Annotated in this window: 18 protein-coding genes; 9 read left to right on the top strand and 9 right to left on the bottom strand. The window is 67.0% G+C overall.

The genetic code is table 11. From position 1 onward, the window contains the following. The first annotated feature begins 50 nt into the window (after nucleotides 1-50). The 8 genes from ACQPW1_RS29000 (at nucleotide 51) to ACQPW1_RS28965 (ending at nucleotide 7,488) form a co-directional block, all read left to right on the top strand. Nucleotides 51-986 carry a 3-oxoacyl-[acyl-carrier-protein] synthase III C-terminal domain-containing protein gene (locus ACQPW1_RS29000; protein ID WP_433654907.1) on the top strand — a complete coding sequence of 312 codons (936 nt, stop codon included), beginning with the start codon at nucleotides 51-53 and terminating at the stop codon, nucleotides 984-986. Nucleotides 987-1,009: 23 nt separating this feature from the next. Next, the gene (locus ACQPW1_RS28995; RefSeq protein WP_433654905.1) at nucleotides 1,010-2,407 is read left to right on the top strand and encodes an ATP-grasp domain-containing protein; all 1,398 of its coding nucleotides are present in this window, start codon (nucleotides 1,010-1,012) and stop codon (nucleotides 2,405-2,407) included. Next, nucleotides 2,400-3,713 (top strand): diaminopimelate decarboxylase, encoded by a 1,314-nt coding sequence (gene lysA, locus ACQPW1_RS28990; RefSeq protein ID WP_433654903.1) that lies wholly within the window; start codon nucleotides 2,400-2,402, stop codon nucleotides 3,711-3,713. Before ACQPW1_RS28995 ends, lysA begins: the two co-directional genes overlap by 8 nt. A 4-nt stretch (nucleotides 3,714-3,717) precedes the next feature. Next, nucleotides 3,718-4,002: an acyl carrier protein gene (locus ACQPW1_RS28985; protein WP_433654901.1), complete on the top strand. Its 285-nt coding sequence runs from the start codon at nucleotides 3,718-3,720 to the stop codon at nucleotides 4,000-4,002. A 56-nt stretch (nucleotides 4,003-4,058) separates the two neighbouring features. Next, a complete protein-coding gene (locus ACQPW1_RS28980) occupies nucleotides 4,059-4,892 on the top strand; it encodes a hypothetical protein (RefSeq protein ID WP_433654899.1) in 834 nt (277 codons plus the stop codon). A gap of 18 nt (nucleotides 4,893-4,910) precedes the next feature. Further along, nucleotides 4,911-5,603 (top strand): 4'-phosphopantetheinyl transferase family protein, encoded by a 693-nt coding sequence (locus ACQPW1_RS28975; protein ID WP_433654897.1) that lies wholly within the window; start codon nucleotides 4,911-4,913, stop codon nucleotides 5,601-5,603. A gap of 220 nt (nucleotides 5,604-5,823) precedes the next feature. After that, nucleotides 5,824-6,492, top strand: coding sequence for a LuxR C-terminal-related transcriptional regulator (locus ACQPW1_RS28970; protein WP_433654895.1), 669 nt, complete (start codon nucleotides 5,824-5,826; stop codon nucleotides 6,490-6,492). Nucleotides 6,493-6,531: 39 nt separating this feature from the next. Continuing rightward, entirely contained in the window at nucleotides 6,532-7,488 is a 957-nt protein-coding gene (locus tag ACQPW1_RS28965; RefSeq protein ID WP_433654893.1) for an alpha/beta hydrolase, read from the top strand. Here the strand turns inward: ACQPW1_RS28965 and ACQPW1_RS28960 are convergent. From ACQPW1_RS28960 to ACQPW1_RS28920, 9 genes are all read right to left on the bottom strand, one after another. After that, on the bottom strand, nucleotides 7,485-8,138 hold the full coding sequence (locus ACQPW1_RS28960; protein WP_433654891.1) for a hypothetical protein: 654 nt from the start codon (nucleotides 8,136-8,138) through the stop codon (nucleotides 7,485-7,487). The genes ACQPW1_RS28965 and ACQPW1_RS28960 overlap by 4 nt on opposite strands. A gap of 27 nt (nucleotides 8,139-8,165) precedes the next feature. Beyond that, nucleotides 8,166-8,828: a LuxR C-terminal-related transcriptional regulator gene (locus ACQPW1_RS28955; protein WP_433654889.1), complete on the bottom strand. Its 663-nt coding sequence runs from the start codon at nucleotides 8,826-8,828 to the stop codon at nucleotides 8,166-8,168. Nucleotides 8,829-9,089: 261 nt separating this feature from the next. Beyond that, on the bottom strand, nucleotides 9,090-9,854 hold the full coding sequence (locus ACQPW1_RS28950) for a thioesterase II family protein (protein ID WP_433654887.1): 765 nt from the start codon (nucleotides 9,852-9,854) through the stop codon (nucleotides 9,090-9,092). Further along, a complete protein-coding gene (locus ACQPW1_RS28945) occupies nucleotides 9,851-10,663 on the bottom strand; it encodes a PhzF family phenazine biosynthesis protein (RefSeq protein WP_433654885.1) in 813 nt (270 codons plus the stop codon). Before ACQPW1_RS28945 ends, ACQPW1_RS28950 begins: the two co-directional genes overlap by 4 nt. Continuing rightward, nucleotides 10,644-11,759 carry a fatty acid desaturase gene (locus tag ACQPW1_RS28940; RefSeq protein ID WP_433654883.1) on the bottom strand — a complete coding sequence of 372 codons (1,116 nt, stop codon included), beginning with the start codon at nucleotides 11,757-11,759 and terminating at the stop codon, nucleotides 10,644-10,646. The genes ACQPW1_RS28945 and ACQPW1_RS28940 overlap by 20 nt, the downstream gene beginning before the upstream one ends. A 12-nt stretch (nucleotides 11,760-11,771) precedes the next feature. Continuing rightward, entirely contained in the window at nucleotides 11,772-12,452 is a 681-nt protein-coding gene (locus ACQPW1_RS28935) for a TenA family transcriptional regulator (RefSeq protein WP_433654881.1), read from the bottom strand. A gap of 5 nt (nucleotides 12,453-12,457) precedes the next feature. Further along, a complete protein-coding gene (locus tag ACQPW1_RS28930) occupies nucleotides 12,458-13,324 on the bottom strand; it encodes an aspartyl/asparaginyl beta-hydroxylase domain-containing protein (protein WP_433654879.1) in 867 nt (288 codons plus the stop codon). Continuing rightward, nucleotides 13,321-14,211: a chlorinating enzyme gene (locus tag ACQPW1_RS28925; protein WP_433654877.1), complete on the bottom strand. Its 891-nt coding sequence runs from the start codon at nucleotides 14,209-14,211 to the stop codon at nucleotides 13,321-13,323. Before ACQPW1_RS28925 ends, ACQPW1_RS28930 begins: the two co-directional genes overlap by 4 nt. Next, a complete protein-coding gene (locus ACQPW1_RS28920) occupies nucleotides 14,201-16,810 on the bottom strand; it encodes an amino acid adenylation domain-containing protein (RefSeq protein ID WP_433654875.1) in 2,610 nt (869 codons plus the stop codon). Before ACQPW1_RS28920 ends, ACQPW1_RS28925 begins: the two co-directional genes overlap by 11 nt. Before the next feature lie 221 nt (nucleotides 16,811-17,031). Here ACQPW1_RS28920 and ACQPW1_RS28915 point away from each other — a divergent pair, with 221 nt between their 5' ends. Continuing rightward, nucleotides 17,032-19,410: a non-ribosomal peptide synthetase gene (locus ACQPW1_RS28915; RefSeq protein WP_433654873.1), complete on the top strand. Its 2,379-nt coding sequence runs from the start codon at nucleotides 17,032-17,034 to the stop codon at nucleotides 19,408-19,410. Nucleotides 19,411-20,060: the final 650 nt, after the last annotated feature.

Here is a 20,060-nt window from a genome sequence, read left to right as displayed (position 1 = left end):
TATTCATTGAACGAATCCCTTTCGGAAAAGGGAAGGAAAGGTGACACGCGATGACCAGCCTGGAGGACGTGTCCATCTATCTGCCGCCCAAAAGCATTCCCATCGACAGGGCGCTGTCGGATCTCGACGTGCCGGACGCGCAAATCCGGCTGTTCCAGCGTTTCTACGGTTTCTCCCATATTCGGCGAGACCCGGAGACCCCGCTGGTGGATCAAATGCTGGCGACCGCGGCGGGGCTGACGGCACTGCGCGGCCGGGAAGAGCACGTGCGTTACGTCGTGCAGGCGCTGACCATTCCCGTGTGCGCGCCCTATCCGGAGAATCCGGTGCACGAGGTCCGCCGGGCACTCGGCCTCGACCACGCCATGGCGTTCTGCCTGACCCAGCACGCGTGTGCGACCGGGCTGCTCGCCGTCGACGTGTGCGGCAAACTCCTTGCCGGAGACGACGATCCAGATGCCATGGCATTGATCTTCACCGGAGAGAAGGCGTATACCGCCTACGCGCAGCGCTACATCGTCGACACGGCCGTGATGGGCGAGGGAATGGCCGCGGTCCTGGTGCGCCAGGGCGGCGAGCGGGATCGGTTGCTGGCCTTCGCGAGTCGCGTGCACGGACAGTTCAATGCCGCGCCGTGGCTGCCGAACGAGTTGGCCAGGGAATTCGACCGGATGTACCCCGAGGCCCTCGCCGAGGTGATCCTTGCCGCCTTGGCCCAGGCGAATCTCACCTTGTCCGAGATCGTGCTGATCTTGCCGCACCACGTCAATCACAACTCGTGGAAACGGTTGTCGAAGAAGATCGGTATGCCGATCGAGCGGATCTTTCTCGACAACCTCTCGATCATGGGGCATTGCTACTGCGCCGATTCCTTCATCAACTACCGGACGGTGCGGGAAGACGGCCGACTCCGCCGGGGCGACTACTACATGATGGTGTCGGTCGGGCTCGGCGCGACCTTCTCCGCGATGGTTTTCCAGCACTGATGAAACATCCAGGAGGAGTTGCCATGTCGATGGTGACCGATGACTTCAACGCCAGATTGAAATCGGCCGTGGTCGGCACGCCGGAGGCGAGCCTGGTGTTTCTGGGCAACTTCGAGGTCGAGGGGCAGTGGGCGATCGGCGAACCCGCCTTGCCCGGTATCGCCTTCAAGGCGGGCCGAGCCGTCGTCAATCGGATGGACGAGTTCGCGCTGCTGCTGGCGACCAAGAGCGACTACGTCGTGCTCAAGGACGCTCCGGACGAGGGTTATCTGCGCTATCTCGCCGACCTCGGGCTGGAACTGCCGCGGATACTCAGCATGCGTAGCCAGGATCCACAGCGCATGGTCACCGAGGACGCACTGGCCGATCCCGCGATGATCGCCGGTCTCGCGCGGCTGGCGAGTGAGGGCTGCTGGCTTGCGCCGCACGGGGTTTCGACGCTGGAGGAACAACTCGCCGAGCGATCGGGGCTGGCGCTGGCCGCACCCGGCGCCGCGATCTGCAAGGCGGTCAACAGCAAGATCTACAGTCGGCGGCTGGCCGACGAGCTCGGCCTGCGGCAGCCGCGGGGCTGGGCGTGCGACACGTTGGCGGAGCTGGAAGAGGCCGTCGCGGGTGCGCGAGAGCTGCTTGCCGCGGGTCGCCGGGTGGTGATCAAGGACGCATTCGGCGTGTCCGGCAAGGGAATCGCGGTCGTCGACACCGAACATCGCCTAGATCGGCTGCATCGGATGGTCACCCGGCACGCGGAACGCTCCGGCCAGCAACGGGCCGGTCTGGTGGTCGAGGAGTGGGTCGGCAAACGCGGAGATCTCAACTACCAGTTCACCATCGGCCGCGACGGCGCGGTCTGCTTCGACTTCGTCAAGGACGCATTGACCGAAGCGGGCGTGCACAAGGGACATCGGTTTCCGGCCCAGCTCACCACGGCGCAGGTGGACGAACTGGCCGAGGCCGCACGGCGCATCGGTGCCCGGCTGGCCGCCGACGGCTACTTCGGCGTGGCCGGGGTCGACGCCCTGGTCGATCCCGAGGGCGGGCTGTTCCCGGTGATCGAGATCAACGCGCGCAACAACATGTCCACCTATCAAGTCCTGGTCCAGCAGGCCTTTGCCGGGACCGGGAAGGTGGCGCTCGCCAGGCACTACGGCCTGCGGTTGACGCGCGAACTGTCCTTCGACGCACTGCGGCGGCAGTTGGATGGTGTGTTGTTCGACCGGAGCACCGGAATCGGGTTGCTGGTCAACAACTTCGCCACCGTGAACGCGGCCGCCCCGGTGCCCGGCACGGCGCCGGAACGGCCTTTCGACGGTCGGTTGTACGGACTGGTGGTCGCCAGGTCGGCCGAACAGCTGGCGGCCATGGACAACGAGATCACGGCTCGCCTCGCGGTCGTGCATGGAGGCAGTGGCGATGACTGAGTTCGAGGTACAGGGCATACCTGTCACGGAACTAGCGCGGGATTACGGCACACCGCTTTTCGTCTACGACGGTGATGTGCTGGTCGACCAGTATCAGGGGTTGCGCCGACGGCTGCACCCGAAGCTGGAGTTCTTCTTCTCCCTCAAAGCCAATCCCAACGTGTCGATCTGCGCGCTGCTGCGTGCGCAGGGCGCGTGCGCGGAGGTGTCGTCGCTGGCCGAGCTGGTGACCGCGCGGCGGGCCGGAGTTCGCCCGGCGGACATCGTCTTTCCCGGTCCGGGGAAGAGTCCCGGCGAGCTCGCCGCCTGTTTGGACGAGGATGTCTTCGCCATCATCTGTGAATCGCTGGGTGAGTTGGCGTCGATCGATCAGCTCGCTCGCCTGCGCGGCAAGGTCGCCCGGGTCGCGCTGCGGATCAATCCCGCGTTCACCGTCAAGGGTTCGCGACTCACCATGGGCGGCAAGCCGAGACAGTTCGGCATCGACGAGGCGCAGCTCGACGAACTCGACGATCTGGCTACGCGATTCCCCGGAGTTCAGTTGATGGGCGTGCACGTCTATATGGGTACGCGGATTCTCAGCGAGGACGTCGTTGCCGAGAACACCAGTCGCATCATCGAATTGGCCGAGCGGGTCGCCGCGCGACTGAACTTCCCGCTGGAGATGGTGGATATCGGCGGCGGTCTCGGAGTGGCGTACTTCGATGGCGAGCGGGACATCGATCCCGCGGTGCTGGCCGACAAGCTCAACCCGATCATCGCCGAATACGCTGCCCGAAGACCGGAAACCCGGCTCGTGATGGAACTCGGCCGGTACCTCACCGCCCTCGCGGGCACCTATGTGGTGCGCGTGCGCTACGTGAAAACCTCGATGGGACAACGCTTCGCGATCACCGACGGCGGCACCCACCACCATATGGCCGCGGTCGGCATCGGCTCGTTCGCGAAGCGGAACTTCCCGATGCGGGTGCTCAATCGGGTGGGGGAGACGCCGACCGAGAGCTGGAATGTGGCGGGGCCCTTGTGTACTCCCAACGACACCCTCGCGAAGGACATCGCGCTGCCCCCGGTGCAGCCCGGTGACCTGCTGGGTGTGCTCCGGTCCGGCGCCTACGGCCCGACCGCCTCGCCGGTGTTGTTCCTCAGCCACGGTGCGCCCGCGGAGGTGCTGGTCCAGCGCGGCCGGTCCTACCTCATCCGCGATCGAGACACGGTCGATGACCTGCTTCGTCCGCAGCATCTGCACGACTTCTCGGCGCTCACCGTGCCAAGCCAGCCCACCGATCCGGACGACCGAAGGAACTGAAACGATGGACCAGCAGGCTGTCACCGCAGGTGCCCCGAACGAGAGTCGGGCCGAGGTCGCCGACCAGGTTGTCGCCATTCTCGCGAAAATGGTTCGGCGCAGCCCCGATTCGCTCGAGCGCAGTACCCGGCTGTTCGAAGATCTCGAGCTCGATTCGACCAGTGCCCTCGAGTTGCTGATCTTGATCGAGGACGGGATCGGCGTCGAGTTCGACGAAGACACACTGGAACCGGAGCATTTCGAGACAGTGGCGTCGCTTATCGCGTACGTCCTCGAGCAGCTGGGGTAACGGCAATGTACCCCGCGACCTCCCTCTCTCGGCGAACCGGAAACCGCAGCGCCGCAATGCCTTTGCGGCTAGCAGGCATCGAACACCGCGTGTTCGGCGAGGGCAAGCCCTACACCCCCGTGCTGCTCAGCTACTTCGCGGACCTGGCCGATCAGTTCAAGCAGCCCTATTACGAGGACTACTTCGCCCGTGCGGCACCGAACTCCTTCACCGAGATGGCCGCCGAAATCCTGCCCGCGACAACGGCTTCGGACGAGCCGTTCGACCTGGTGGTGGTCGCGCACACCACACCCGATGCCAGACCGGGGCGGCCCGCCTGCTATCTGTCGCACGCGCTGACCGGCCGGGCACTGGCTTTCGCGGTGTCCGAACAGGGCACCGCGGCGCCGTTCACCGCGATCCGGCTGGCCGGTGACTACGCCCGATCCGGCGGGTTCAGCCGGGCGCTGGTGCTGATCGTGGAGCAGAGCTTCCTGTGGAACGGGGCCAAAACCGAGCTACCGGCGGGAACTCGGATGCCTGGCCGGGACTCCGCGGTCGCGGTGGTGTTGGCCGCCGATGGCGGGCTCGGCCCGGTGTCGGTGCGGCACTTCGCCGATGTGGCGGCGGGCGAGGTGGGCCAGGCGGTGACCGCGGGGTTGCGGGATCTGGCTGCGGCTGACCTGCCGATAACGACGATTGCCGGGGTCGGCGTCAATGGTGAACCCGCCGTGGACTATCCGATCCAGCGAGCAGCCGAAGATCTTCCGTGTACGGGGGTGTGGTCGGCCTTCGCCGAAGGCCTGACGCGGTGGACGTCGACGGGGCAGCGCGTGGTGCTTGTCGACTATGACCCGACATTGCGTTACGTGTCGCTGTGTGCGGTGGACGTGCCTCCGGGCGAGGCCTGAGTCTTCTCGGCGCTTTCGATGAGCGCACTGTCGCCGGACGAGATCCATATCTGGACCATTGCGTTGGATATGCCGGGGCGCGCGGTCGAGATGCTGTCCGCCGCACTGGCCGACGAGGAACGTGCGCGCAGAGCGGGCCTGCACGAGGTGGCCCAGCAGCGGCGATTCACCGCGGCACGGGGTGCGGCCCGGGTCATCCTCGGCGGGTATCTCGGCGTGCCGCCGCAGCAGTTGCGGTGGCGCGTCGGGCGATGGGGCAAGCCGATGATCGCGGGCGGATTGTGCTTCAGCCTTTCGCATTCGGGGAACCGTGCGTTGCTTGCCGTAACCGGCGGCCGCGAGGTCGGGGTGGATGTGGAACGGCGGCGGGACGACTTCCAGGCCGTGCGGTTTGCCGCCAGGTACTTCCCACCGGACGAACGCGAGCTGGTACGGAACGCGGAACGGGACGGCGACCGAGGCTGCTTTGCGCGCCTGTGGACTCGTAAAGAGGCGTGCGTCAAGGCGGCTGGTGTTCGCCTGGGTCAGGGGTTGAAGCTGCCGGTGGCGGGCAGCGGCGCTGTCTTGTCGGTGCGCGATCCCGCGGGCGTGATTCCCGGTTCCTGGCTGGTCCGTGACGTCGCGGTGGGCGAGGGCTACGTGGCTGCGGTCGCCGCGACGGGCGGTTTGCCCTACCGCACGATTTCCCATCAATGGCGCCCGGATGCTTGAATCACCGATATCACCGGCTGATTAGGCACGGTCGTGCCAGGTATTGCGGCGGCATTGTGCCGTCATGCGGTCTCGGTCGGCTACGCCATATGCAGAGCCAGGCATCACGGCGAGCTGATAAATTAATTTTCAGCGGCCATTGCTTGCCGGGAAGTTATTCTTCGAGCAGAGCTGGTCGCTCGTGCCGCAGGTGATCGAGAATTGCTGATAGGGGACTACGGTGACCGAAGTTTCTGTCGACTATGCCAGAGCCGAAATGGCCCGCCCATTGATCAACGCCATCCTCCTCGGGAATGAGGTACTGCGCCGGGAACTGGGCGTCATACTGCGCCGCCTGCCCACGGTCGGCGCCGTGCATCAGTGCCAGGACTGGACGGAGGTGGAGCGGTACCTGCGCCCCGGCGCGGTCGACGTCCTGATCGTGACCGGCGCCGACGCCCTTCGGCTGCGCACGTTGGGGCGCAACAATTCTCGTCCCAAGGTGCTCATGCTCATCGACGAGTCGCAGGCCGCGAATCCCGGCCCGCTGGCGAACCTGCCGGTGGACGGGTACCTGTTGCGGCAGGAGTTGTCGCCGCGGTCGCTGCACGACGCGTTGCGCCGAATGGCGGCCGGGGAAATCCCGATGCCCGCGATTCTCGCGCGGCAACTGCTCGGGCGGGCGGTGTCGGGGGAGAACTTGCGTCCGGTGTCGCTGACCGCCAGGGAAAACGAAACGCTCTCCCTGCTCGCCCAGGGAATGAGCAATAAGCAGATCGCGCGGTGGCTGAAGATTTCCGAACACGGCGTGAAACGTCTGGTCGGCAGCGTATTGCTGAAACTCGGTTCGCCGAACCGCACCACCGCGGTCGTCACCGCCATGAAATGCGGAATCATCGACTTCCATTGAGTTGAATTCCATGAGCCACTATCGATGTGACCGGAGGTAATGACCGTGGTGCTCCATCCGCAGACGGAAGCGGTATTGCAATTGATGATGGCGGCGTATCCCGATCTCGGCGTCGGTGTCACCGACGCCGTGGCGGCCCGACGGGCGCTGAGCCGGACCAAGCAGCCGCCGGGGCCGGAACTGTCGCGGGTGCAGGACCGGGTGATCCCCGGCGCGCCGGGGATTCCGGTGCGGATCTACTGGCCCGCATCGGGTTCCGCGCCGCATCCGGTGATCGTCTACTTTCACGGCGGCGGTTTCGTCCTGTGCGGTCTGGACAGTCATGACGCCATCTGTCGGATGCTGGCCGCCGGTGTTTCGGCGATCGTGATCGCGGTCGACTATCGCCTTGCGCCCGAACACAAGTACCCCGCCGCGGTCGAGGACGCTTACCGCGCGGTCGCCTGGGCCCACGCCAACGCGGCCGAGCTCGGCGGCGACCCGGAACGGCTCGTCGTGGCCGGTGACAGCGCGGGCGGCAACCTGGCGACGGTGACCTGCCTGCGTGCGCGGGACAACGACGGGCCGCCGATCGCGTTCCAACTGCTGCTCTATCCATGGCTGGATTTCCTGTCCGAGTTGCCGTCGCGCCGGGACAACGCCGAGGGCTACTACCTGACCGCCAACCATCTGCGGTGGTTCGAGCAGCAGTATCTGAACGAGCCGAGCGAGGCGGCGCTGCCACATGTTTCGCCGCTGCGGGCGCCGGACCTGGCCAAGCTGCCGCCCGCATTGGTGATCACGGCGGAATACGATCCGCTTCGAGATGAGGGGGAGGCGTACGGCCTGCGGCTGTCCGAGGCCGGTGTGCCGACCCGGACCTATCGTGCCGATGGCCTCTTCCACAGCTTCCTCGCGATGATGGACTTTCTGCCCGGTGCCCAGGAGGCGGCCGAGATCGCTTGTGCGGCGGTGCGTTCCGCGGTTTCGGTCGCTGCGCTGAGCTCGGACGCCTAGCTCCCGGTGGCGGGCACCGGGTGACCGTTGCGGTCCGGCTCGGCGCCCGGCACCAGCATTCCCCACTGACCGGCCAGGGCGATCGCCTCATGCCGATTCCGCACCCCCATGCGCCGGTAGATGTCGGAGAGGCGGCGGAAGATCTCCCGCTGTGAGTAGCCCTCGTTGCGCGCGAGGCGCACCACCGACGTGCCCTGCGCGAGGGCGCGCAGCCACCGGATCTCGTCCGAGCGGAAGGTGTCGTGATCGGGTCCTTCCAGGGACGAGTTCGCCAGCGACTGCACGATCCGGGTCGGCAGCACGGTCTGCCCGGCGATGGCCGAGCGGACCACCCGCACGATGTCGTCGGGATGCGAATCCCATTGCACCGCAGCATGAGCGCCGGCGCGCAGGGCGTAGCGAAAGTCCGCGATCCCGGGTGACAGCAGTACGGTCACCACCACCAGCTCTGGAAACGTGGCGATCAGCTCGCGCAGGGGGAGCATGTCCGCGGTGTGTACGGTCACCACCGCGGCGTCGAGCTGGTTGCGGCGAATCCAGGAGATCGCGGACTCCGGCCCGGCCACCTCGAAGCCGCCTTGCTCGAGGACGGCGGCCAGGCCCGCCCGAAACGTCGGCACGTGATCGACGACAACTACCTTCTCTGTCATGACTGCTCTGCTTTCATTGCCCGCCACCTAATCGGCCAAGGGGTCGGTCGGCCAGATGGCCGCCAGCGCGGGCGATTCGAGGGGTCCGGCTGTCTGCGCGTCGAGACCCGGTGGAGCGTCCATGTCGTCGTCTTCGGTCTGCGAAACGAGTTGGCCGAGCAAGGCCGCGCGGGTGAGTTCGGCCTTGTTCCCCACGCCGAGCTTGGAGCGGATGCGTCGCACGTAAGTATCGACGGTGTGTGGACTGATGCCGAGCCGAGCCGCGACCTGCCCATGGGTCAGGCCGTGTGCGATCTGCCGGAGCACCTGTTCTTCCCGTCCGGACAGTCGGCGGCCGGTGGTCCTGGTGCGTTGCCGAACGAGCGGCGGCGCGGCGGCGGTGCGGACCGGCGTTCCGGCGGTGACGATCCGCACCGCCCGGACGATGCTCTCGCCCGGCGCGGACTTGCTGATCACGCCCGCCGCTCCGGCCTCCAGATACACCTCGTCGTCGTTCGCGGCTTCGTTGTTGAGCACCAGTACCGCGGTGGACTTCGCGGCCTCGGTGATGGTCGCCAGGTCCTGCGCGTGCGGGATGGCCGCGGCGTCGATCAGCGCGGCGTCGGCCAACCAGGACGGGTCTTCGTCGGGCGAGGTGCGCACGGCGACGACCTGGATCCCGGCGGCGGTCAGTGTCTGTCGCAAACCCATGAGGAACAGAGGTGAGCTGATGAGTAGATCGGTCCGAATCACTAGAACTCCCGCCGTATGACGCGCCTTCGGTTGCAATACCCTCCTGCATCGCGGACTGGGTGAGTGGTGGTGTGTCGTGCCCGCGAACGGTGTGTCGAATCGCAGTGGGTCATGAACGGAAGTGTGCTGACCGCGCCTTGCAGAGTGCTCGACGGTTCGCTGTCAGCGGCAGGTGAGACCGCGTGCCGCCGTGCTCGAGCCGACGCCGCTAGCGCGTCGTCAACCTCGGTCGTACATGCCGACGCACAGCGTCTTCACCAGTTCCGGTGGCGCGTCGATGAACCGGTCGTGCGGACCGGCGAACAGCTTGAAGGCGGTGTCGCCGCAGACCGGCCAGCCGCCCATCTGGTCGGGCGGCACCTCGCAGTCGTCGGTCCAGCCGATGGCGGTGATCGGGCAGCTCACCCGCGGTGGCTCGGGGACGACGTAGCGTCGGCTGATCTCGACGTCGGCGCGCAGCATGTCGAGGTAGATGGACACCAACTCCGGGTACGGCTTGTTGCCCTGGGCGCGGATCGTCGACTCGAGCTCCATGGCCAGTTGGGTGTCGTCCATGCCGAGCATGCGCCCGGCCGGTCCGTCCTGCGGCGCCTGCTGCGACGAGACGTACAGCCGCGTCGCCGTCGGCCCGCCGCGCTCCTGGAGTTGCGCGGTCACCTCGTAGGCGAGCAGCGCCGACCAGCAGTGGCCGAAGAACGCGAACGGCACATCGAGATACCGCTCGAGGCCCGCGATCATGTCACGCGCCAGTTCCCCGAAGGTGGTAGGCATCGGATCGGCGAACCGGGACAATCGGCCCGGCAGCTCGACCGGCAGGAACTCGATGCCGTGCCGCTGCTCGGGCCAGTTGCCGAACACGCCCGCGCCGAATCCGGCATGCGGGACGCAGAACACCCGCCGGGCCGCGGTGGGTGACGGCGTCCGCTGGAGCCAGACGCCGTGGCCGGTCGCGGCCCTGCGGGCGTTGGGTTTGAAGTCGGTCATGTCACGGCCTCCCAGCTGGTCGTCTCTTCGAGCAGGTGGGGGAGATCCTCGTGCACCGCGCCACGGGGTACCGCGGTGCCGAGCACGCGAACGCGTTCCCCCATGTCCCACACCTGAAGTCGGCCGCCGCGCTCGGACAGCTGCACCGTGTCGAGGCGGTCCTTGCCCAATCGCTGCGCCCAATACGGGGTGAGCTTGCAGTGCGCCGTGACGCACACCTGGTCCTCGTCCACCCCCAAGGCGGGGAAGAAGGTCCGGGAGGCGAAGTCGACACCGTTGTGACCGCGCGCGGTCACAATGTGTCCGCGATACGGCTGCCGGGCCAGCGCGGCGAAATCCGGGTCGATGGCCCGCACGGCCGCCATCGACTCGACCTCGATCAGGATGTCGTCGCTGGACACCGCGCAGGCCACCGCGTCCGTGCCGAGTGCCTCGAGCAGCCCCGGCGGCGGTTCGCAGGGGGTGAGTGGCGCGGTCGGCAGATCGATGGCGATCAGGTCCGCGACCCGTTCGGCGTGCAGGACGCCGTTGTCGGACACGAACGTCAGCCGGGTCCGTGCGCTGTCGGCGAGCAGTACCCGAGCGCTGGCGATCGTCGCGTGTCCGCACAGGTTGATCTCCTTGTGCGGGGTGAACCAGCGCACCCGGTACGTCCCGGCCCGCATCGGGATGACGAAAGCCGTTGTCGGCAGCCCGATGCGGTGTGCGATCTGTTGCATCTCGGCCGGGAACTCCGCCGCTTGCACCACTGCCGCCGGATTGCCCGCATAGCGGGCGTCGGCGAAGGTATCAACGATGTGATGGCGCATTTCCCAGGTCCTCCTGGTTGGACAGGCTTCGGAACATCAGGTCGATCGCGGCACCCATGCCCCAGACCTCCCGGTACGGCGGCCCCTCCGGGCCGGTGTCGATGTCGCGCTGGCGTGCGTACGCGGCCGTGGTCCACTCCGGTGTGGACGGATACCGGTGGTGGTAGTCGTGATTGGGCAGATCCCCGACGACCACCAGCAGCCGGGACGGCAGGTGGTAGCAGAGGTTCACCGCCGTCCACCGGATCCAGGCCAGCGGTCCGGTCCCGCGGGCCGGCACCGCCGACCCGCAGAACCTGGCCGAGGTGTTGGCTGCGGTGTAGAACCGGTGTCCGAATTCGGGATTGCGCGGTGCCAGCCATTCGTGCTCACCCAACCGGTCCAGCAACGCGCTGAGCTGGGCGAAGACAATGACCGGCAGCACGAACGCGAGCAGCAGCACCAGCCCACCGTGCGGCAGCCAGAACGGCAGCGACAGCCACCAGCCGAGCCACCCGGCGAACCCGAGGATCCGCTTCGGCCGCCCCTTCAGACTGCTGACGAACCGGCCGCGAAAGCCGTTCCAGTAGAAGACAGGTGACAGGAACACCACCCACGCCCGCCGCCACAGCGCCGTCCTGCTCAGTCCCGGCCGGAACCCGAGATCGCGCAGGAACTGCACCGGCGGGTCGGCCTCGGTGGCGAACACCTCCCGCCGGTGATGGTTGTCGAAGTGCTCCTCCTTGAAGTCCCGGAAGGTGTGGAAGACCGACAGCACCGTCACCACCTCACCCCAGAACGCGTCCCACCGTTTCGCGCCCGAGAACCGCCGATGCAGCGCCTGGTGCGCGATGACCAGAACCATCACCCGCTCCCCGTTTACCGTGAGCAGCCAGCCCACCGGCAGCACGAGGAACCACAGCGGAAACATCAGTGCCACAGCGAGAGTCGACAGGGTCAGTCCGCCGAGGAACACGGCCAGGGTCATGGCCAGATAGCTGGCCCAGGTGTGCCGGATCAGCGGTCGCTGCCCCGGCAGGGCCCGGCCGGTCTGCCAGGTCCAGAAATGCTGCGTCCATTGCGGAAAGCGCAGGTAGGTGACCCGTACATCGTCCACGTCACACCTCGATCAGTTGGTTACTCCGACGCCGGTCGCCGCGGCGAGCCGGTCGAAGAACGCCGTCCATAGCTGCCACATCTCGTCGGCGGCCTGCAGTACGGCATCCTCTTGCTCGACGCTCATCCCGGTCAGCAGCGCGTGATCGGCCTCCTCGACATGGTCGGGTTCCTGCTGCACGTGAATGGCGACCCACTCGTTGTCGGTGCTGCCGGTGGTTCGCTCGATCGCCTTACCGATGCTGGACACCATGAGCAGGTCGGTGTTCTCGGTGGCGAAGATGAACCCGAGTGAGCTCTCCGGCGCCCGCGACGCGCGGCGATAGCCGTCGACCAAGGCGGCCGTCTCCGGGTACGGCGCGGTCCCGGTGACCCGATCCCGGTCGAAGCCGCACTTGGCCATCGAGTCGGCGTAGATCACCTCGTGCGCCTTGGCCACCACACCACCGCCGGCCTCCTGATTCAGGATCCGGGTGATCGCGCTCTTGGCGGCGATGTCGGGCAGCACCGCTACGCAGCGGGCGAGGAAGGTCGGAAAGTAGTGCAGCGGATGCCACCACTGCTCGATGAGGATGGCGGCCTGCTCCTTACTGAATTCGACGTTGTCCACCGACGCGAAGAACGGGTGGTCACGGAATGTTCGGTACACCGGGCTGGCAGCGAGCCGGTCACCGATCGAGAGCCTCGTGGTCATGGTTGTTACTCCTTGCTGTCGGATCGGTCGAGGGTGAAGTACCGCAGCAGTTCGAGGGTGTGCGGTAGCACGGCAGGGTCCTTGCAGGCGCGCGCGAGCGCGGTCATCGTGTCCCAGGCGAAGTTCTCGCCGCCGTCCCAGCGGAAGTGGGTCTTGATGACGATGGCGAATACCTCACGGACGTTGTCGATCGTGAGGATGTCGGCCAGACGGAACAGGTCGGCTCGACGGTCGTCGGGCAGCGGCGGGCGAGCCACCCGCGACTGGGTCGGGATCCGGTCGTCGGTCTCCGCCTCCGGCACATCGACCAGCGGCCTGCTGCCCGGCCGATCGGCGAAGTCGAACATGAGATGGACCCGCGTTGTCCTGGAAAGCGAAGCCACCGAATGGATTTGGGCCGCGTCGAAGTGCCAGACCTCGCCCGCCCGCATCCGATAGACAACGTTGTCCTCGCTGAACAGGCAGTTCTCGTGGGTGACCAACGGAATGTGCAGTCGATGCGCAGGCCGCTGGTCCTCGGGCAGATCGGTCAGTTCCAGGAAATCGCGATGCGGGATGATCACGGTGTCCAAAATCGGTACCAGCCGGACGAATTGGAGCCGGGACAGATCGGCCAGGTTCGTGATGAGCTCCTGCAGATACGGGAGCTGGCGGCCGTATTCGGTGAAGGTCGGCCGCTGGTCGTAGGAGTAGGTGGTGACCAAACCGGTGCCGATGTCGCCGCCGGTGGCCCACAGCATGGCGTTCTTCCACGGGCCGCCGATGAGGTAGTCGCTGTAGGCCTCGGAGTATCGGAACGATTCCGCGTGCGCGAGATCCTTGGCCAGGCGCTCCTCGTCGAGCGGAATGGTCGACACGTATCGGGTTTTCATGGCGCCACCTTCGTCACGGGAGTGAACGGCTCACCCCAGGCGTTTTCGTGCGCCATCCGGTTGAGCCCGTATTGGTCTTCGCCCGCCACCAGCACCGAGCCGTGCTTGTCGAGCTCGAAGTGATGACCGAATTCTTCGAATCCGGTCATCCCGCCGTATACCTGGACGTGGGTCGGCACCACCCGGATCGCGAAGCCCATGCGCTGGCGGCGACTGATGTTGGGGGCGGAACCGTGGATGGTGCGCGCGGTGAAGATGAAGAACTGACCGGCGCGCATCTCCAGGTATCGGACGTCCTGCTGGTCCGGGTCCCAGTCCTTGTCGATCTTGATGTCGTCGTAGTTGTAGCCGAAGAACGAGTTGTCCCGGGCGGCACTGTTCCACGACATCGGCGCGTGCTCGTCGTAGCGCCATTGCCGATGGCTGCCGGGGATGACCTTCATGCACCCGTTGTCCTTGGCCGCCTCGGTGAACGCCACCCAGCAGGTCAGCTCCATCGGGACGCCCGGCGAGTGCTCGGTCGCCGCCAGCATCCCCTCGCTGGTCTCGCCGATCGCGTAGGTCTCGACCTGGTGCCACCCGGTGCCGGAGTCGCCCGGATTCTTGGGGAAGAACTCGGTGCGCCAGCACAGGATGTGCTGGCCGATGATCGACTGCATCCGCCGGACGATCTCCGGTTCGGTGATGAGCTTGCTCAGCGCAGGGATGTCCAGGTGCCGGTCATAGTTGACCGGATTGTCGAAGACTTTGCGGGCGTTGTTGGCCGGGTCGAGCAGCGCCTTGCGTTGCGTCTTCCACCACGCGGTCATCTCCTCCGGTTCCCACAGCGTGAACGGCCCGATGTACCCCTGCTCGGCGAACGTTTTCGCATCGTTGTCAAGATCCACGGTTCGAGTTCCCTTCCGCGCCGACACGTTCCAGCGCAGCGTCGAGCTGCGCCGCTGCCTCGGCGACGTGTTCTGCTCTGATGAACGTCTGGTGCTCGCCGGCGATCGGGATGATCGTCAACGGACCGGTGCACAGCTGTTTCATAGCCGCGGTCAACACCGCGCGACGTTGCGGTCCGGCCCCTTCCGCGTCGAAGAGATGCACCGGTCCCGGGTATGGTTTCGGCTCGTAGCGCATGGCCGCGTTCATGCAGGCCCGCGCGGTGTCCAGCACGGTGCGCAGGTATCCGGTCGAGGCCTTGCCCGCGAGGGGGGCGCCCATCAGCTGGAGCCAGGTTCGGCCCGAGGTCAGCTCGACCAGTTCGGCATCGGTGGTGGCCGGGTCGTCCAGCCGGGCGGCCACGGTGTCGAGCAGGTCGAGGAACGGGGTCTGCGCCATCGGCAGCCCGGTGATCGGATCGATGACGGGGTTGGCGTCGAACATGCCGAGGAAGGCGACGACGGCGCCCGCGGCCCGAAGTTGCTGGGCCATCTCGTAAGCCAGCACGCCGCCGAAGGACCAGCCGGCCAGCCAGTACGGTCCGTCCGGCTCGACGGTGCGCAGCTGTTCGACGTGGATCCGGGCGATATCGGCGAGCGTGCTGCCGAACTTCGGTGGGTCGCCGGTCCAGCCGACACCGAGCAGCCGGACCGGCGCTGTCGAAGCATGCGCCAGCTCGCGGTAGGCCAGCAGCTCCCCGCCGAGGGGGTGCACGAAGTAGAGGCTGCGGCCCGAAGGGCCGGGGCGGAGCGTGACGATCTGCGACGATCGGTCCGATGCCGGAAGCGTTGCGGTTGCGCCCAATGCGGCGGCCAGATCGTCGACTGTGCTGTCCTCCAACAACATCGACAACTCGACCGGGCGGCCCAGGATCTGTCCGAGCTCGGTGACCACCCAGGTGGCCAGCAGTGAGTCGCCGCCGACGTCGAAGAAGTCGTCGTCCCCGGCGAATTCGTCATGGCCGAGTACCCGGGTCCAGATGTTGGTGATGAGGTCGGTGAGCGAGGGCGCGTCCGCCGACAGTTCTTCGGCTGGCGCGGTGGGCAATTCCAGCTCTGCCAGGGCGCGCCGATCGATCTTCCCGGTCGCGGTCCGCGGCAGCGCCGCCACCTGGACGTAGCGGGCGGGAATCAGATAGGCGGGCAGCAGATCCCGCAGGTGCTCGGCGATGTCCCGGTGTGCGACAAGGCCATCGGTCTGCAGGTAGCCGACCAGCACCGACACGTTGTCGGCGACCTCGCGCAGATCGACTGCGGCAGCATCGATTCGAAGGTGCCGCATCAGCGCGTGCTCCACCTCGCCCGGCTCCACCCGGAATCCGCGCACCTTGAGTTGTCCGTCGGCGCGACCGATGAACTCGTAATGACCCGCATCCGATACGCGCACCAGGTCACCGGTGCGGTACAGGCGCTCGCCCGCCTCGAACGGGCTGGCCACGAACCGTTCCGCCGTCCGGGCGGGGTCGCGCAGATACCCCTGGGCCAGGCCGGTTCCGCCGACGTACAGCTCACCGATGTCCCCGTCGGGCAGCGCGCACAGCCGCTCGTCCAGCACCCGGCAATGCACCCCGGTCACCGGCCCGCCGATGCTCGGGACCTCCGGCCAGTCGGCCGGTCCGGCGGGCAGCGTCAGGCTGGTGACCAGGTGTGCCTCGGTCGGTCCATAGTGGTTGTCCAGTCGGCAATCTGGCAGCGCGGTGAACAGTTCGCGGATGGCAGGGGTGATGATCAGTCGCTCACCCGCCGTCACCACGTGCCGCAACGACGCCGGGCCCACGCCGCGGCGACCGGCCTCGACGGCCATCAGCTGCAATGCCACATACGGCAGGAACAGTCGTTGAATCCCCTGGCGCACAATCGCATCCAGCAGCGCGGCCGGATCGCGGCGCACCGCTTCGGATGCCACGACCAGGCAACCGCCACCGGCCAGTGTCGACAGCACCTCCTGGAAGGTCACGTCGAAGGAGATGGCGGTGAATTGGAGTGTGCGCAGCCCGGTTTCGCCGCTGTCGAGTTGCCAGCGGATCAGCCGGGACAGTCCGCGACGCGTCATCGCGACGCTCTTCGGGATGCCGGTCGAGCCGGAGGTGTGCATGACGTACGCAAGCGAGTCCGGGTTGATGGGCGGCGCGGTGAAGCTGCGCGCGGGTCCATCCGGGTCCACCACCTGGACTTCGGTCGGCAGTCGATCCCGGCCGCTGCGGTCGGCAACCGCGATTCGGCAGTCGAGCCGCCGCACGATCGTCGCGATGCGGGCATCGGGGGCGGTGCTGTCGAGTGGGCAGTACGCGCCGCCCGCCGCGAGTACCGCCAGCATGGCGACCACCGTGTCGGCCGACCGGTCGAGTAGTACGGCCACCGGACGCTGTGGCCCGACCCCGGCCACCTGCAGCCGGTGCGCCAGCGCGTCGACCCGGCCGACCAATTCGGCGTAGGTCAGCGACTCGTCCCCATCGACCAGCGCCGCCCGATCACCGGCGGCCCGGGCCCGCGCTCGGATCAGGTCGAGGGGGAACATGGCCTCGGGCTCGGCGGCTGCCGATCGTGTCACGGTTTGCATGCCTCGCCTTTCGATCGCGAGCCGCCGAACGCGGCCGCTGCCAATTGCGTACTCCGACAGTAATTTCCGGTGACGGCGGCCGAGCAGTCACGTGAAAGGGCGACGACACCCGGGTGTTGTCCGGTAAATCCGGGACAGGCAACTTTGCTTCCCGGGCCGGAACCTGGAGTGACTGCCTTGTCCGCTGAGAATCCAGCCAGCCCTGGATCATTGGAGCGTCCATGACACCTGAGTCCACCGCCGCCTCGGCACCGATTCCGGTGTCGCCCCACCCATCCGGCTCCGGTCGCCGCGGGCTGGCCGGCACCGAGACCGATATCTCGACAACAGTGGAATGCGTTGGTCCCCTGGCTGTTCCGGCCGACTTGCCGGATCGGCTGCACGTGCTGGCGTCGGCCGCGGGGACGAACGATTTCGTCGCGCTGTCGATCAGTGCGACGGTGCTGGCGCGGCGGCTGTCCGGGCCCGGTTCCGCACGCCGGGTGCGCGTGATCCAGGGGCCACGCGAAGCTATCACGCCGGTCCCCGCCGATCCGAGCGCCAGCTTTCGCGTGGCACTGCGCCAGGCAGGCGAGCTACCGTTCGCGACGGTTCCCGCTACGACCACCGGCCAGCGGGTCGATGTCACCCTCGTGGTGTCGGAGGACGGCGGACGCCTGTACGCCGAGAACATGACCAGCTCGGCCGACGCGCCGTCCGCCCTGACCTGGGCCCAGACGTTTCTACAGCTGCTGACCGGCCTGGCCCGCGAGCCCGACGCGCCGATGGCCACCCGCCCGCTGATCGACGCCGCCGAACGTGTGCGCATCCTGCACGACCTGAATCCCCACCGCCGCCCCGACATTCGGTATCGCACGATGAGCGAACCGTTCGAGGAACAGGTGGAACGCACCCCCGACGCGATTGCCCTGCTCGACGAATTCGGTACCGCCGTCAGCTATCGCGAGCTGAACACGCGCGCGAACCGGCTCGCGCACCTGCTGCTCGGCCGGGGTGTCGGACCTGGTACCCGCGTCGGCATCTGCCTGCGGCCCGGCATTCACCAGATCGTCGCCATCTACGCGACGGTGAAGACCGGCGCCGGTTATGTGCCCCTCGATGCCGAACTGCCCGACGCCCGCTTGGCCTTCATCCTCGACGACGCCGCGCCGACCCAGGTGCTGACCGATCTTGGCTGCCGGGAACGCATTCCGGCCGGACCATGGCAGGTCACCGACGTCGAGTTCGAGCAGGCCTACGCCGACTGCGCGGCCACCAACCCGGTCGTCGACGCCAACTCGGCCGGGCTGCTGCACATCCTGTACACCTCCGGCACCACCGGCAGGCCGAAGGGCGTCGCTTACCCGACCATCGGGGCGCTGGCGAATCTGGAGTGGCTACAGGGGCGTTACCCGTTCGGCCCCGACGATTGCGCGTTGTTCAAGACCTCGGCCGGGTTCGACGTCTCCATCTGGGAGATCTTCTGGCCGCTCTATCACGGTGCGCGCCTGGTGATCTGCCGCCCCGGCGGGCACCGGGACCCGCGGCATCTCGCGCGGCTGGTGGAAAGTCATTCGGTGTCAACGATCTTCCTGCCGCCGACCGTGATGAGCCCGTTCCTCGAGCAGATCTCGGCACGGCGGGCGGGGGGACTGCGCTGGGCATTCTGCGGCGGTGAGCCGGTCACCCCGCGCATCAGGGACACCTTTCACGCCACACTGCCGCACACCACACTGCTGAACTGCTACGGACCCACCGAGGCAGGCAGCGTCGTCGACATGCCGCTGTCACCCGATCCGGGTGCTGTCGTGGTCCCGTTAGGACGTCCGGCCAGCAACTTTCGGCTCACGATCCTGGACGAGAACCTCGAGCCGGTGTCCGTCGGGGTGCCCGGCGAGGCATACATCGGTGGTGTCGTCGGCCTCGCGATGGCGTACTGGCGCGCGCCGGGCCGCACCGCAGAGCGATTCGTCGCGGACCCCTCCGGCCCGCCCGGATCGCGCATGTACCGCACCGGCGACCTGGTCCGGTACCGGGACGACGGGGTCCTGCAACACCTCGGCCGGATCGACCGGCAGATCAAGATCCGCGGGCTGCGTATCGAACCCGGTGAGATCGAGTCGGTGCTGGCCGCGCACCCGGCGGTTGCCGACTGTGCGGTCGTCGCGCACGGCACGCCGGTGCGGCTGCTCGCGTTCGTGGTACCCACCGGCGGGATCGACGTGGATGTGGCCACCATCGGGAAGGCCGTGGCCGACCTGCTGGCCGAGCACATGCGGCCCGAGTGGATCGTGCCGGTGCCGAGCATCCCGGCGAACGTCAACGGCAAGATTGACCTCAGTGCGCTGATCGCGGTCTGGCAGGAACGGATCGACCGCGAACGCGAAATCGTGCCGCCCGCAGACGAGTTGGAGGCGGCCCTGGTCGACATCTACCGGCGGATCCTGGAGATCGACACGGTCAGCGTCCTGGACACGCTGACCCAGCTCGGCGGCAACTCGATGCTCGCCTTCAAGCTGCTCGAGGAGTTCGTAACCAGCCTGCACGCCCAACCCGACATCAAAGTCCTGCTCAGCGGTACCGTCCGCGGCGTCGCGGACTCGATCCGGGCCGGCTCATGATGCTTCAGTTATTTTGAACTTATGTGCCCTCGCGTACCGTGAAATTCGGCGCCTCGCGGAAGTCCCTGTCGTTTTAGCCGAGGTGTTCGGGCTGCTGAGAGGAGTGAGCATGTCGATGCTCGATTTCGATTCGCTGGATATCGCGAAGGCCGACCCGTCTACGGCAGAGTAGACAGTCGACTCGCTGGGATCGATCACTTTATCCTCGAGGAGTTCATTTCATGCCGATTCGGATCACCGACTCCGCGATTCACGCTGTCCATTGTGAACGTTGCCGCGCCTGCTGAGGCTGCATCCGCCGGTGATCGATAGAGTGGGCCGCAGAGCCGGTGCTGCGAAATGCGTTGTGTCAGAGTGGTATCCACTGTTGCAAGGGCGGTAGGCGCCGAAGGGTGCACCGTGCCGGTCGGGCGCGGTGCGCCCAGCATCCGGGTCGCGGCCCAGCGTGCGGATGAACTGATCATTGGTCCGGATCGTGCGGGGCCGCCGACGCGGAAACAGTTCGGTTAGCCGAACTGCACCACCGTTCGCGCCGGACGTGTGACAGGACGAGAGCTTCTCTCCTGTCGCTGTTTTCGCGATCGATCGGTTGGGGCTCACCTCGTCGCGAAGTCCCGGTGCTGGTCAGTGCCTCAGGTCCGGGTCTGTCG

Source organism: Nocardia sp. CA-128927, assembly GCF_050955855.1.
In the GTDB taxonomy this organism is placed as follows: domain Bacteria; phylum Actinomycetota; class Actinomycetes; order Mycobacteriales; family Mycobacteriaceae; genus Nocardia.
Note: the sequence above shows the minus strand (reverse complement) of the source record. Positions and strands in the feature narration are given on the sequence as shown.

Bases quoted from the DNA above. Each gene is read 5' to 3' on its own strand.
- ACQPW1_RS29000 (WP_433654907.1), top strand. From the start codon at position 51: ATGACCAGCCTGGAGGACGTGTCCATCTATCTGCCGCCCAAAAGCATT.
- ACQPW1_RS28995 (WP_433654905.1), top strand. From the start codon at position 1,010: ATGTCGATGGTGACCGATGACTTCAACGCCAGATTGAAATCGGCCGTG.
- lysA (WP_433654903.1), top strand. From the start codon at position 2,400: ATGACTGAGTTCGAGGTACAGGGCATACCTGTCACGGAACTAGCGCGG.
- ACQPW1_RS28985 (WP_433654901.1), top strand. From the start codon at position 3,718: ATGGACCAGCAGGCTGTCACCGCAGGTGCCCCGAACGAGAGTCGGGCC.
- ACQPW1_RS28980 (WP_433654899.1), top strand. From the start codon at position 4,059: ATGCCTTTGCGGCTAGCAGGCATCGAACACCGCGTGTTCGGCGAGGGC.
- ACQPW1_RS28975 (WP_433654897.1), top strand. From the start codon at position 4,911: ATGAGCGCACTGTCGCCGGACGAGATCCATATCTGGACCATTGCGTTG.
- ACQPW1_RS28965 (WP_433654893.1), top strand. From the start codon at position 6,532: ATGACCGTGGTGCTCCATCCGCAGACGGAAGCGGTATTGCAATTGATG.
- ACQPW1_RS28960 (WP_433654891.1), bottom strand. From the start codon at position 8,138: ATGACAGAGAAGGTAGTTGTCGTCGATCACGTGCCGACGTTTCGGGCG.
- ACQPW1_RS28955 (WP_433654889.1), bottom strand. From the start codon at position 8,828: ATGGGTTTGCGACAGACACTGACCGCCGCCGGGATCCAGGTCGTCGCC.
- ACQPW1_RS28950 (WP_433654887.1), bottom strand. From the start codon at position 9,854: ATGACCGACTTCAAACCCAACGCCCGCAGGGCCGCGACCGGCCACGGC.
- ACQPW1_RS28945 (WP_433654885.1), bottom strand. From the start codon at position 10,663: ATGCGCCATCACATCGTTGATACCTTCGCCGACGCCCGCTATGCGGGC.
- ACQPW1_RS28935 (WP_433654881.1), bottom strand. From the start codon at position 12,452: ATGACCACGAGGCTCTCGATCGGTGACCGGCTCGCTGCCAGCCCGGTG.
- ACQPW1_RS28930 (WP_433654879.1), bottom strand. From the start codon at position 13,324: ATGAAAACCCGATACGTGTCGACCATTCCGCTCGACGAGGAGCGCCTG.
- ACQPW1_RS28920 (WP_433654875.1), bottom strand. From the start codon at position 16,810: ATGCAAACCGTGACACGATCGGCAGCCGCCGAGCCCGAGGCCATGTTC.
- ACQPW1_RS28915 (WP_433654873.1), top strand. From the start codon at position 17,032: ATGACACCTGAGTCCACCGCCGCCTCGGCACCGATTCCGGTGTCGCCC.